Annotated in this window: 12 protein-coding genes; 7 read left to right on the forward strand and 5 right to left on the reverse strand. The window is 44.3% G+C overall.

Annotation, left to right across the window (positions count from 1 at the left end; genetic code table 11):
- Positions 1–7 precede the first annotated feature (7 nt).
- Positions 8–1,993, reverse strand: coding sequence for a glycosyltransferase family 2 protein (locus tag K9J17_04630; protein MCF8276000.1), 1,986 nt, complete (start codon positions 1,991–1,993; stop codon positions 8–10).
- 91 nt (positions 1,994–2,084) lie between these two features.
- Entirely contained in the window at positions 2,085–2,705 is a 621-nt protein-coding gene (gene recR, locus K9J17_04635) for a recombination mediator RecR (GenBank protein ID MCF8276001.1), read from the reverse strand.
- A gap of 470 nt (positions 2,706–3,175) precedes the next feature.
- On the opposite strand from recR, the gene K9J17_04640 reads away from it, so the two are divergent.
- The 4 genes from K9J17_04640 (at position 3,176) to K9J17_04655 (ending at position 6,216) form a co-directional block, all read left to right on the forward strand.
- Positions 3,176–3,559 (forward strand): hypothetical protein, encoded by a 384-nt coding sequence (locus K9J17_04640; GenBank protein MCF8276002.1) that lies wholly within the window; start codon positions 3,176–3,178, stop codon positions 3,557–3,559.
- A 144-nt stretch (positions 3,560–3,703) separates the two neighbouring features.
- On the forward strand, positions 3,704–4,165 hold the full coding sequence (locus K9J17_04645) for a mobile mystery protein A (GenBank protein MCF8276003.1): 462 nt from the start codon (positions 3,704–3,706) through the stop codon (positions 4,163–4,165).
- Positions 4,156–4,752, forward strand: a complete 597-nt coding sequence (locus K9J17_04650) for a mobile mystery protein B (protein MCF8276004.1) — start codon at positions 4,156–4,158, stop codon at positions 4,750–4,752. Before K9J17_04645 ends, K9J17_04650 begins: the two co-directional genes overlap by 10 nt.
- A gap of 3 nt (positions 4,753–4,755) precedes the next feature.
- Positions 4,756–6,216: a sodium:solute symporter gene (locus K9J17_04655; protein ID MCF8276005.1), complete on the forward strand. Its 1,461-nt coding sequence runs from the start codon at positions 4,756–4,758 to the stop codon at positions 6,214–6,216.
- On the opposite strand, the gene K9J17_04660 is transcribed toward K9J17_04655, so the two are convergent.
- From K9J17_04660 to K9J17_04670, 3 genes are read right to left on the reverse strand one after another with little or no spacing between them, the layout of a single operon-like run.
- Entirely contained in the window at positions 6,196–7,278 is a 1,083-nt protein-coding gene (locus K9J17_04660; protein ID MCF8276006.1) for an alkaline phosphatase family protein, read from the reverse strand. The two genes, K9J17_04655 and K9J17_04660, sit on opposite strands and share 21 nt — an antisense overlap.
- Positions 7,275–8,891 carry a GMC family oxidoreductase gene (locus tag K9J17_04665; protein MCF8276007.1) on the reverse strand — a complete coding sequence of 539 codons (1,617 nt, stop codon included), beginning with the start codon at positions 8,889–8,891 and terminating at the stop codon, positions 7,275–7,277. The genes K9J17_04660 and K9J17_04665 overlap by 4 nt, the downstream gene beginning before the upstream one ends.
- Positions 8,891–9,382 carry a hypothetical protein gene (locus tag K9J17_04670; protein ID MCF8276008.1) on the reverse strand — a complete coding sequence of 164 codons (492 nt, stop codon included), beginning with the start codon at positions 9,380–9,382 and terminating at the stop codon, positions 8,891–8,893. The genes K9J17_04665 and K9J17_04670 overlap by 1 nt, the downstream gene beginning before the upstream one ends.
- A 126-nt stretch (positions 9,383–9,508) precedes the next feature.
- Here K9J17_04670 and guaB point away from each other — a divergent pair, with 126 nt between their 5' ends.
- The 3 genes from guaB to K9J17_04685 all read left to right on the forward strand — a co-directional run bounded on the left by guaB (position 9,509) and on the right by K9J17_04685 (position 13,868).
- Positions 9,509–10,978 carry an IMP dehydrogenase gene (guaB, locus tag K9J17_04675; protein ID MCF8276009.1) on the forward strand — a complete coding sequence of 490 codons (1,470 nt, stop codon included), beginning with the start codon at positions 9,509–9,511 and terminating at the stop codon, positions 10,976–10,978.
- 63 nt (positions 10,979–11,041) lie between these two features.
- Positions 11,042–13,003, forward strand: coding sequence for a peptidylprolyl isomerase (locus K9J17_04680; protein MCF8276010.1), 1,962 nt, complete (start codon positions 11,042–11,044; stop codon positions 13,001–13,003).
- Positions 13,004–13,010: 7 nt separating this feature from the next.
- Positions 13,011–13,868, forward strand: a complete 858-nt coding sequence (locus K9J17_04685; GenBank protein ID MCF8276011.1) for a hypothetical protein — start codon at positions 13,011–13,013, stop codon at positions 13,866–13,868.
- The last annotated feature ends 1 nt before the right edge of the window (position 13,869 follow it).

Below are 13,869 nucleotides of genomic sequence, written 5' to 3' on the forward strand. Positions count from 1 at the left end.
ATAAACCTTACCGACCAAGTTCTCTGAAGCCTTTGAACACAATATTCAAGTCGTTCGCTACGCGATAATCCTTTGCATACAGCATATTCAATCTCGAAAGTCCTTCTTCATCCGGTTCTCCGGCCTCCAATCCATCCAAGGGATTGAGCACCGATGATGCGATCTTGGGAAGGTGAAAATTCTGATCGGCATTGTGCTGTTTTATGTAACCGACCCATGTTCGTTTTCCAATTAGCACGAATACGATATTCCTCAATAAACCAAGTGGACTTTTCATAAACCACATGATGAGCGGACTGAACAACAGAAAGATCAAGGACAACACAAAATCCAACAGTCGTTTCATACGCTGGTTGGTTGGTTTTGTGATGGCATTGATGCCAAAAGCGTAAAGATCGCCAGCGGTATTGATGGAATTACTTCCTATCAAGAACATCGATTCTGTTGGTGCTATCTTGAAATCAACCTCCGGAAATTTGGTCTGGGTCATGCAATCAATGATTCGCTGCGCGGGAATATCCTTCGCACAGAAAATCACTTCGCCCACTTTATTTATCCGAATAAAATCATCCAACTGCGAAAGGTCGTTTACATCAGCCACTTCGTACCGACCAATGAATCCCGGTGTTTTAAATGTGTCTTTCAACAGATTCTCAACCCGACCGATTTCATCTGATTTTCCGACTACGAGAAAGCGCTTTGTCTTTTCGCTATTCAGATTAAAGCCTTCCACTTTTAGCAGATGAAGCACAAACCGCAGTACGGGAATAACAATCAAAGCCCAAATCGAACCGAGCAAAATGACCGCTCGACTGAAGCGCACTTCTTCGCCCATCAATCCGTAACCGATAAGGATAATGGCCGAACCTACAAACAGTCCGCGCATCACATTGGTGAGTTTCGTTGGCTTGTCGTAGCCGCCAGAAAAATGCATGGAAACGAGCCAAACCAGCACGTATGCAGGCAAGACGAACAAAAAGAACTCTAGGGGATAATGTAATCCTTCGCCTGCTTTTACGGCAAACTCCCAATAATTGGAGATGACGAAAAGACCCGCATAGATCAGTGCTCCATCCAAAATGGGCAAGGCAATGCGCTTGGCAAAACGATGCACCACCGAAATGGAAGCGCGCAACAGAATGGCAAAATTGATGAGCAGCGAGAACATCCTTGCCCGCTCTTTCGAAAAGTGCTTTCGGGCAAAAATGGCCATCGCGTTATAGAACACGAAAACGTAATTCAGACTGCCCTTTTTGGTGCTTTCTCCTTTATAATGAATGATGCGCGCTTCGGGATAGTAGTAATTCTTGTAGCCGCCCAGAATAATGCGGTATGAGAGGTCGATGTCTTCTCCGTACATAAAGTAATCCTCATCCAAGAGCCCTACTTTATCCAAGGCTTCTTTGCGCATGAGCATAAAAGCGCCCGAAAGCACTTCAATCTCATGCGTTTCGTCCTTATCTAAAAACGTAAGATGATACTTCCCGAATCGCTTGGATTTTGGGAACAACCAGCTCAAGCCAAAAATCTTGTAAAACGCGACTTCGGGCGTTGGCAGACTGCGCTTGCTTTCAGGTAGAAAGTTGCCTTTTCCATCCACCATATTAATACCCAAACCACCGGCATCAGGATGCTCATCCATGAATTTGACCACCTTTTCAAATGTGTCTTCCTCCACTAATGTGTCGGGATTGAGCAGCAACACGTATTCTCCTTTGGCAATTTTCATTGCCTGATTGTTGGCCTTGGAAAAGCCACCATTGTCCTTATTGGCAATCAGTTTTACGTTCGGAAACTTGGTTTCTACCATCGCAACCGAGCCATCAACCGAATTGTTATCGACTACAAAAACCTCCGCTTCGATATTCTGAATGGCCACCATGACCGATTGCAAACACTGCTCTAAGAAGTGCTGCACATTATAATTGACGATGACGATGGAGAGTTTCAGAACCGTGGTTTTGGTTTCGCGAATATCCGAAACGAAGTTCATCGAAGCTAATTAGCGCAATAAGCCGACAAACCTCGTGATGCTGAATTTATTTCAGCATCTAGAACCTGAAACAAGTTCAGGTTGACGCTCGCTATTTATTGACCAGCGAATTCTCGTACGGAACGCGATTGATGAGCGAACGGCCAAGCGTGAGTTCGTCTGTGTATTCCAAACCACCGCCAACGGAAACACCGCGTGCCAAGGTGCTCAACTTTACATTGTATTTCTGTAGCTGCCGCGATAAGTAAAAGGTAGTGGTATCGCCTTCCATGGTGGTAGTGAGTGCGAAAATCACCTCACTTACTTCACCTGTTTCCAAGCGTTCCATCAATGGTGGAATATTGAGGTCTGATGGACCCACGCCATCCAATGGCGAAATGATGCCGCCAAGCACGTGGTACAATCCTTTAAACTGCTCGGTATTTTCAATAGAAACCACATCGCGAATATCTTCCACCACGCAGATGGTTGTGCGGTCGCGTCTTTGGTCGGCACAGATATCGCAGATTTCGCTATCGGTAATATTGAAACACGTTGCGCAATACTGAACCTGCTCTTGCAATTGTAAAAACGTATTGCCGAATTTCTTCAGTTCATCTGGATTTTTCTTGAGCAGATGCAGCACAAACCGAAAGGCCGTTTTATGACCTACGCCCGGCAATTGAGCAAATTCATCTACCGCTTGCTGAAGAACTTTGGAAACAAGATTCATTGGGGCGAAGATAGGATTGAAGGCCTTTATCTTTGACATTCTACAATATTCGAAAGAACATATAATGCAGACCTGTCGACTTTGCCAAAAGAAAAAATCGTTAATCAAGCGGACACACATTATCCCTGAATTCTTTTATACAGATCTCTATGATGAAAACCACCGCATGATTAGCTTCAGCGTCACCGAAAGAGCCAAAGGGGACACCAAAGTATCCAGACCTCCTAAAGGAGAATACGAGGGGGGGATTGCTTTGTAAGGAATGTGATGGCGACATACTAGGCTCGTATGAAAGCTATTTAGGTAGATTGATTCACGAGTATCGAACGCAACAACCTTTATCCATTAAATGTGAATCCATTAAAACTGAAAGCGGAAGCGAATTCTGGAGGTTGGAAAATCTAGATTACATAAAAACCAAACTTTGTCTCATCTCTGTTCTTTGGAGAGCAAGCATCTCCAAGCGACCAATGTTCTACGAAGTAGATTTGGGTCCGTATGAAGAAAAATTACGAGTGCAGCTTTTTGATGGTAGTTTTTCTGGTGATGAAGAAATTGAGATTACGGTACTTTCATGGAGAAATGACCCAAGTGTTGCGACAGACATTGTTGGGCAACCTCGTAAGCACAGAAAAGACGGTAAAACTTCTTATTCATTTATGTTGGATGGATTTATCGTGATGTTTGGTATCTCTGAAAAATCAGCTCCCGCCATGTTCAAGCCTTTCAGGCTTAAGGACGATGGAACCTTATCAATAGTGCACCTACCAAAAGGATATGTGAATGAGTTTTTAGTCAACTATAGTGGAGCATCAGAAATTCTAAGAAAAACATTTGGTTCAAACACTCAATAACGAACGACCCTTCGATTCAAGGATAGAAACACCAACAAGTCAATCTATTCATTTACTTACATACTATTAAAGTAAACTTATAATTTTACTTAAAACAATATACGTCAAGTTATTTATTTACTTTTGTTTCAATTAGTGGTCGTTATGGCAACTCGAAACAAACTCATATTGGAACAACTGGGGCGGAAGATGGAGCCTTTCCGTTCGGCCAACGGCATTCCTGCACCCGAGAAGGGTTGGCTGCACGCCATCCGCACGGCCTTGAACATGACCTTGGAGCAGTTGGGCAATCGGCTTGGCACATCCAAGCAATCGGCCAAGGCCATTGAATTACGAGAGGCGAATGGTAGCATTTCGCTGAAGAACTTACAGGAAGCTGCAAACGCCATGGACATGAAATTGGTATATGGTCTTGTACCGAAAAACGGCACATTAGACCAATTAGTGGGGCAAAAAGCACGTGCATTGGCTGAGAAGATTGTGAAGCGCACGCACCAAAACATGCAACTGGAGAATCAAGGCAACAGCGAAGAGCGAATTGCTTCAGCCATTGACGAACTAACTGATGAAATAAAGCGCGAACTGAGGCGATCGATATGGGATTGAAACTCGAATACCATGACGGCCAAACGCCTTTGGACGAAACGGAGAAGGAAGGTCTTCGCATCGCCTCGGTTTCTACTCATGCCGAATTGGACGAGCTGGAGCAGTTGAACTTGGAAAAGGCTTTGGCTTGGGTCATTCAGACCAAGTTGAAACCCAACCAGATACTTACCGAAAAATTCCTGAAGAACGTTCACAAACGCATGTTCGGTGATGTGTGGAAATGGGCAGGCGAATTCCGAAAAACGGATAAGAATATCGGCACAAAATGGACGCAGATACCCACGGAACTGAAACAATTGCTGGACGACACGAACTATTGGGTTGCCAACGAAACGTATTCGGCAGATGAGATTGCCATCCGCTTCAAACATCGTTTGGTAAGCATACATTGCTTCGCAAACGGAAACGGGCGGCACTCGCGGATGATGGCTGACATCATTATCGAAACCATTTTCAAATCTGAGGTTTTCTCATGGAGTCATTCGCGAATGGGCAAACCTGATGAGGTTCGCAAAACGTACATTGCCGCTTTGCGAGAAGCCGACAACGGTAATATCGAACCTTTGATAACCTTTGCTAGAAGTTAAGCTATGTCACCAACTCTCATCCTCTCCATCATCGCATGCTATTTCGTAGTGCTTTTCATTATCGGAAAAGTAACCTCGAAAGGCGCTGACAACGATTCTTTCTTTACGGGCAACAAGAACTCGCCTTGGTGGGTCGTAGCCTTCGGAATGATCGGTACCAGTTTGAGTGGCGTTACCTTCATTTCAGTTCCGGGATGGGTGGGAACATCGCAGTTTAGTTACATGCAAATGGTGCTGGGCTATTTGGTCGGTTACACCGTGATTGCCACAGTACTGATGCCCTTGTATTATCGGCTCAATCTCACTTCCATTTACACCTATTTGGATGACCGTTTTGGGAAATACAGCTACAGAACCGGAGCTTCCTTCTTTCTACTTTCGCGCACCATTGGCGCATCTTTTCGGCTGTACTTAGTAGCAGGTGTTTTGCAACTCACCATTTTCGATGCGTGGGGCGTTCCGTTCGTGGCAACAGTTATCGGCACCATCGTTTTCATTTGGCTTTACACTTACGAGGGAGGCATCAAAACCATCATCTGGACCGACACGCTCCAAACACTTTTCATGCTTTTGGCGGTTATTCTTACAGTCGGAATTATCAGTCAGGAACTCGGATTCGGATTCAGTGAAATGGTTTCAACCATCAAACAAAGCGATTATTCCAAAATGTTCTTTTTTGAGGATATGAATCATCCGAAATATTTCTGGAAACAGTTTATGGCTGGAGCATTTATCTCCATTGTAATGACAGGTCTGGATCAAGACATGATGCAGAAGAACCTGAGCTGCAAAAACATTGGCGAAGCGCAGAAAAACATGTTCAGCTTCAGTTTTGTGCTAGTGTTTGTCAATCTGTTTTTCCTTGCTTTGGGCGCATTGCTTTACCTGTTCGCAACTGCAAAAGGAATTGAAATTCCCGCTAAAACGGACGACCTCTATCCGTTGCTAGCAACAAGCGGAGAACTCCCTGTAATAGTCGGTGTTCTATTCATTCTTGGTTTAGTAGCTGCTGCTTATTCTAGTGCTGATTCGGCATTAGCGGCCTTGACAACTTCAGCTTGTGTGGACATTCTGGACGTTGAGAAAAAGCCGAAAAACGAACAGGTTAAGCTTCGAAAGAAAGTGCATATCGTAATGTCAGCAATACTTGTCCTAACCATCATGATATTCAAATGGGTGAACGATGAAAGTGTAATCAGTGCTGTTTTCCGCGTAGCGGGATATACTTATGGTCCGTTGCTCGGGCTTTACGCTTTCGGGCTTTTCACGAAGTTGAATGTGCGCGACAAACTCGTTCCGATAATCTGCTTGGCTTCGCCTGTTCTCACATACGTCATCAATGCCAATTCGGAAGCTTGGCTAGGCGGTTATAAATTCGGTTTTGAACTCTTGATTCTTAACGGAACAATCACCTTTATCGGATTGCTGCTGGTCTCTAAGAAATCAGAATTGAAGCTCGCTTAATCGCACTTGGTGCTTTCGAACTTCTTCCCCATTCACATCAATCAATTTGAATTGAATGAGCGGGTCAGTCTGTTCCCAATCAATTTCAATGATGCCCGCATTGTTTGGAGCAAAAGCTTCGCCAACGCGATTGTCGTTCGGTTCGATATGGCTCCATTCCTGCGTGATACCGCTTGAAGTGATATCATACAACGGATAGCAGCCATCAGCTTTCAACTTGGAGATTTCGCCCCAATGCACATCGCCCGAAATGAATAAGATGCCGTTGGCTTTGGTCTTTTTAATAAGCTCAACAAATTTCTCCTGCTCGCGCGGCATGTTTGCCCAAGCCTCATATCCGTTGTAGCTGATACCGAATTGACTGCTCGACATTACGATGCGGACATCGGCAGGTTCCTTCAACACCTTCTCCAGCCAAGCCCATTGTTCCTTACCAAGAAAGGTTGCAGACTTCCGCTGAATGGGGATGTAATCGTTCTTCCACTTTTTCTTTATTCCGAACAGATGTCCGCCAACATTCAATCGCAATGGATCGCGAAATGTTCGCGTGTCGAGCATGATGAACTGAACCCGCTGTCCGTCTGGCCCAATAGTGGTTGAGTGATAGATTCCTGGATGATTTTTGCGCTCTGAATCCTGCGGTTCGCACCAGAATTCAAGGAATAATTCTTTCGACTTTTTCTTCTTCGTGTAGAATTTCCCGCCATCATTCTTGCCGAAATCGTGGTCATCCCAAACGGCCAGAAAATAGCTTTCTTCATTTAGTTTCCTGAATTCTTCATGACAACCCAATTTGGTGTACTTCTCGCGAAGCACCTTCATGTTCTGAGAATCACCATAAATGTTATCGCCCAACCAGCAGAAAACATCGGGTTTGCGTTCCGCAATTTTCAGCAGCACAGGATAAGGTGCATTCTGATTGGCACACGAACCAAAACCGATGGTCGAAACCGTTTTCAGTTCCTTGCCTTCGTTCACTTTTCCGCAAAATGGTTGATCCGCATTCTGTGCTACCGCGATGGAGCAAATGAAAAAGGATAAAAGGAAAAACGTGGCTTTCATGCTGCAGAATTAGTAGCCATTTGTTGCTCCAATGTTTGCCTTGTGTTACCTTTTTTCGCTGGAACATGACTCATGGCATATTCGCTCAACGCGGTGATGGTCAAACTCGGATTCACGCCCAAATTGCACGGAATGACGGAACCGTCCAGCACGCGCATGTTTGGGTATCCGTGCACTTCGAACTTATCGTTTACAACACCTGTTTCATTTGTTTCTCCCATCGGGCAACCACCCAAAATATGCGCGGTTGAAGACATATTGAACAGCACTTCCGTAGTCGCATTCATGGCCGTTCCTCCAGTTTTCTCTGCGTAGCGATGCATTACATTTTGACCTACTTCGATGTATGCTGGAACTTGGGCGTTGTCTCCACTCGTGGCGGTCAAACTCCCACCAAAAAGACCTTTCTTCCACTTCATCTGCAAGGCATTGTCGAGCGATTGCATCACTAGAAGGATAATGGAATGATGCGCAAATTCTCTTCGAATCACATTCCACGCCTTTCGCGGACTGGTGATGAGATTCCAAAGCATTTTGAGTATTCGGACAATGGCTGGACCATCGCCAGCAGCCATCACGGAAAGTAATCCCATCGCACCAGAACCATCTCCATATTTAACCAATTCGATGTGCGTGTTATCATCTGGATTGAACACGCGACTGATGGCCAATCCGTAGTTCATCTTCTTATCAATGCCCGCAATTCCGCAAAGTGATTCTGAGTTCGTCCGAAGGTTCGCTCCCAGTTTATCCGACAAATTCGGAAGTGTTTTGAATTCTTCCTTCTGACGGAAAAGCAGCTTCATTGTGCCCAAAACTCCAGCGGAAAAAACGATTCCACGGCTTTTAAAAACCCTTTTCTTTTTCCCGAAAAGCGAAGTGGAAGATTCTGTGTGAACGTGGTAAATATCGTCCTTGAATTCAACCTTGGTTACACGTGTTTCGGCTTCAATCTTCGTTCCCCATTTTTCGGCAAACCAGAGGTAATTCTTATCCAGCGTGTTCTTGGAATTGTACCTACAACCCACCATGCAATTGGCGCATTCGATGCAGCCTTTGCGCATTGGCCCCAAACCATTGAAATAAGGGTCTTTCTCTACTTTTCTGTCTCCGAGATAAACCCCTACGTGGTCAACCGGTTTGTAGGTGTCCAATTTTCCCATGTCGATGGCAATCTGCTTCAACACCTCATCTTCTGGACCTTCTTTCTCATACTTCGAACTGCCGAGCATGAAGCGCGCCCTTTCATAAAAAGGTTGCAGCGTAGATTTCCAATCTCGAATGCCTGACCAAACTGGATTATTGAAAAATGCATCAGGCGGAAACATGTGCGTGTTGGCGTAAACCAAACTTCCGCCTCCAACTCCGGCACCGCCAAGCACCATTATTTTATTCAGGAAGTTGATTTTCTGAATTCCGAAGGCTCTGAGAACAGGCGCCCACAGGAACTTTTGCACGTTCCAATTGCTTTTCGGAAAATCTTTCGATTCCCAACGTTTGCCCATTTCCAGCACTAAAACGTCATAACCTTTTTCAGAAAGACGCATAGCAGAAACACTACCTCCGAAACCCGAACCAACCACGATGTGATCGTAAATCTTCTCTTCTGCCATCAGTAAACTTTACGATTATAAAGCTTCAGTGGTAATGTTGGCGGATCGATGGGGAGTCCGTGCTTGTTAGATTCAGTTTCCAACAAATAGGTCGTTTTATCCAATTTTGTGATGTTGAAATCGCCATCCACAAAATCATCAAGTTGCAAGCGCATTACATCCGGTTCCAATAAACTCCAAGTGCCTTCCACTTCGTATTGAAGCGTATCGGCAGCATAGTATGAACCAGTACATCTATCGTTATCGTAATAGTGAATCAGGTATCGAAAAGACGGGTCGTTTTCCTTGTAGCCAGGTAACAGCAGCGTACTCCAATTTAGGTCGCTGTTCGGAAGCCGCGCATCGTACATTTCGAAAGTAGAGGTCTTCAAACCTAAATCGACAAACACTTCGCATCCCGAAAAAGAAACGACTGCAGCCATCATTATCACTGAAAAACCAATTACGCGCATGCTACTTTTCAATTCCATCACCATTATTCTGTATTGCAAGATGCTCAAAAATAGCGATTGACCCTTTCGTTTTCACCCATATTGCAAAAGAGTGTTAAACCCAATTGAACGCGGGTTATATTTTTACCTTTGCACGAATTTTATTCTCAAAGGAAAAATTCGCCCATGTCATTAGATTCAAACAAGTTCCAAGGAGAGGGACTTACCTATGACGATGTTCTTCTCGTTCCAGCTTACTCCGAAGTCTTGCCGCGTGATGTGAACATCAGCAGCAAATTCACCCGAAACATCAGCATCAATGTCCCGATAGCATCTGCTGCGATGGACACTGTAACCGAAGCTGCCATGGCCATTGCCATTGCCCAAGAAGGTGGAATCGGAGTTATTCACAAGAACATGAGCATCGAACAGCAGGCACTCGAAGTCCGAAAGGTGAAACGTGCTGAAAGTGGAATGATCTTGGATCCTGTAACGCTGAAGGCTGATGCCTTGGTCGGAGATGCAGAGAACATGATGGCCGAATATAAGATCGGTGGAATTCCTGTGGTGGACGACAACCGAAAACTGGTCGGCATCATCACCAATCGCGACCTGCGCTTTGAAAAAAACATGAAGCGCCCGATCAGTGAGCTGATGACTTCAGAAGGGCTGATCACTATCACTGATGTGAAGGATGTTTTGAAAACCGAAGCCATGTTGCAAAAACATCGCATCGAAAAACTTCCTGTTGTTGATAAGGACTACAAATTGGTAGGACTAATCACCTACAAAGACCTTATCAAAACCAAACTAAGACCCAATGCTTGCAAAGACGAGCATGGCCGGTTAAGAGTTGCTGCGGCAGTTGGCGTAACTCCGGATATGCTTGAGCGCGTCACCGCATTAGAAGCTGTAGGGGTTGATGCGATCATCATTGATACCGCACACGGCCATTCAAAAGGAGTAGTCAACTCGTTGAAGATTGCGAAGGATGCTTTTCCAAACTTACAGGTGATTGTTGGAAATATTGCCACCGCAGAAGCTGCACTGATGCTTGTGAAGCATGGAGCGGATGCTGTGAAAGTTGGCATTGGTCCTGGGTCAATCTGCACCACGCGAATCATTGCAGGCGTTGGTGTTCCTCAACTTACCGCAGTAATGGATGTTGCCAATGCATTGAGAGGAACTGGTGTTCCAGTAATTGCTGATGGCGGCATAAAGTTTACAGGCGATATTGTGAAAGCTGTGGTTGCCGGTGCTGATGTGATCATGGCCGGAAGCATGTTTGCAGGAACCGAAGAATCTCCGGGCAGAACGATTATTCTGGAAGGAAGAAAATTCAAAACGTATCGAGGAATGGGTTCGATTGAAGCCATGCAAAAAGGCTCGAAAGACCGTTATTTCCAAGATGCGGAAGACGATATCAAAAAACTTGTTCCCGAAGGAATTGTTGGTCGAGTGCCTTATAAAGGAACATTGACAGAGGTCATGTACCAGATAGTTGGTGGACTTCGTGCCGGTATGGGATATTGCGGAGCCGCCACCATTACCGACCTTCAGAACGCCAAGCTAATCAAGATATCTCCAGCAGGATTCAGAGAGAGCCATCCGCATGGTGTTACCATTACTAGCGAAGCACCAAACTACAGTCCTTAGTCGGTCAATTTTGGCATGCTCATTTTTCTATTTTTGCGACCCTTATTAAAAACACTTTAAACTATGAAGAACAATTTCTTTAAAACGACCCTGCTTGTGGCCTTGCTAATTGGTAGCGTTGATCTTTTCGGCCAAGAGAAGGACGCTGTTCTCTTAACTGTTGACGGGCAGAACATTTCATTATCAGAATTTGAAGCGGTTTATAAGAAGAACAACCGAGATGAAACGATTGACCAGAAAGATCTGGAAGATTATCTTGACCTCTACATCAATTTCCGATTGAAAGTGCGCGAAGCTGAATCCTTGGGATTGGATACGGTGAAAAAATTCATTGAAGAGCTGAAAGGCTACCAAAAACAATTGGCAAAACCTTATCTAACCGATAAAAAGGTGTCTGAGAAACTTGTTCAGGAAGCCTACGAAAGAAGTTTGAAAGACATGCACGCCAGCCACATCCTTATAAAGGTTGGGCCAGATGCCTTGCCAAAAGATACGCTTGCTGCCTACAATAAGATTGAAGGCATCCGCAAGCAAGCATTGAAAGGCGATTTTTCTGCCTTAGCAAGAAAATATTCTGAAGATCCATCTGCCAAAGAAAACGGTGGTGATCTAGGTTGGTTTTCTGTGCTTCGAATGGTGTATCCATTTGAAAGCGCTGCCTACACTACACCAATTGGTGAAGTAAGCATGCCTGTTCGTACACGATTTGGCTACCATATCATTAAAGTTTTAGGAAGTCGTGAAGCACAAGGAGAGATCAGAGCTGCTCACATCATGATCAAAACTCCACCAGAGGCTACCGATGAAGACCGTCAAAAAGCGGAAGCTAAGATCAAAGAAGTAAAAGACCTACTAGATAAAGGTCAGAGTTTCGAAGAGCTTGCGAAGAAATATTCGGAAGACAAAGGTTCATCTACTAAAGGTGGCGAACTTCCAAAATTCGGAACAGGTAGAATGGTTCCTCCATTTGAAGTAGCCGCTTTTGGATTGAAAGCTGATGGCGATTACTCTGAACCGGTTCTTACAGATTATGGCTGGCACATCGTAAAACGATTGGAACGTTACTCAGTTCCAACATTCGAAGAAATTGAAAAAGAATTGAACTCGAAGGTTGCTAAAGACAGCCGTTCTGAAATGAGCACGACTTCGGTCCTAAATCGAATCAAAAAAGATTATGGATTCAAGGAAAATCGTGCTGCAGTTGATCAACTAAGCAGTTACTTGACTGACGCGATCATCGAAGGAAAATGGAACGCTGATACTGCCAAAGGGCTTAGCGCAGTTGTATGCGAGATTGGCGACAAAAAATTCACTCAAGAAGACTTGGCCAACTACATTGGCACACATCAGGTTAGAAGAAAAGCAGACGACCTGAAAGTGGTGCTTTATGCTATGTTCAATCAATTTGTGGACGAGAACCTGCTTGCTTATGAAGAGAGCAAACTAGCTGGTAAATACCCTGAATACAAAGCTTTGCTGAAGGAATACAGAGATGGAATTCTCTTGTTTGACCTTACAGACGACAAAGTGTGGTCTAAGGCTGTAAAAGACACTTCTGGATTGAAGGCGTTCCACGAGAAAAACCGTGATAAATTCATGTGGGAAAAACGATTGGATGCAGAAATCTACTATTGTCAGAAAGATTCTGTAGTTGAACCGCTGAAGAAAATATTACTTAAGAAATTGAAGAAAAAGAAACCAAGCAAAGAGGAAATTCTTAAGGAATTCAATGCGAATTCTCAACTCAATCTTCGAGTAGACCAAGGGATGTACGAGGCAAATGACGAGAAACTGTTGGAGAACGTTACTTGGGAAAAAGGCGTCTTTGGTCCGTTCAAAGATGGAGAGAATCAAGTGCTGATCTTGGTGAAAGCGGTTTCGGCTCCAACACCAAAAACATTGAAAGAAGCGAGAGGATTGGTTACTGCAGAATATCAGAACTATCTTGAAAAAGAATGGATCAATGAACTTCGTGGTAAATACAAGTTCAGCGCTAACCGCGACTTACTTCTACAGATCAAATAAGCTGCTGTTGCGCACCTTATCATATGCATTACTTCTCACCCTGCTATGGACCATAGCAGGGTGCGATTTTTTTAAAAAGGAAGAAAATCGCACTGTGGTTGCCAAGGCAAAAAACCACGAATTGTATCTAGATGAACTGGCATCGGCCCTTCCAACAGGCATCACGCCAGAAGACAGTTCAAGCTTTGCAAACAGCTACATCAAAACTTGGGCAACGCAGATGCTATTGCTTGATAAGGCAGAACTGAACCTGACTGAAAATGCCAAAGATGTAAGCGAGCAGTTGGAGGAGTACCGAAGATCGCTGATCATCTATCAATATGAAAAGCAACTGATCAACCAGCGGCTTGACACGACAATCTCTGCTAAACAAATTGAAGAATACTACAACAATAACAAGGACAATTTCGAGTTACAGGACAACATTGCGAGAGCCCTGTTTGTGAAGCTGGATAAGAATAGCAAGGACGTAGAGAAAGTGAGGAAACTGTGCCGGTCGGAAAAGCCAGAAGACAGACAAGAACTGGAAGAATACTCTAGTCAGCATGCAATGTCGTTTCATCTGAACGACCAGCAATGGGTTCCCTTCAGCGAATTATTGAACCAAATGCCGCACACGAATTACCTGAACGTAAATTATTTTTCGAGCTACAATTTTGCGCAATTGGAAGATTCCACAGCGCATTATTTACTTGAAGTGAAAGAACTTAAATACAAAAACAGTGTTTCGCCAATTGAGTTTGAAAAGCAGAACATCAGAAGTATACTTTTGAACCAGCGTAAACTGGAGCTCATTCAACGCTTGGAAAGAGACATATTTGAAGAGGCGGTTTCGAAGAACCAATTCGAAATCATGAATGAATGAT

The organism is Flavobacteriales bacterium (assembly GCA_021739695.1).
Lineage (GTDB): Bacteria > Bacteroidota > Bacteroidia > UBA10329 > UBA10329 > UBA10329.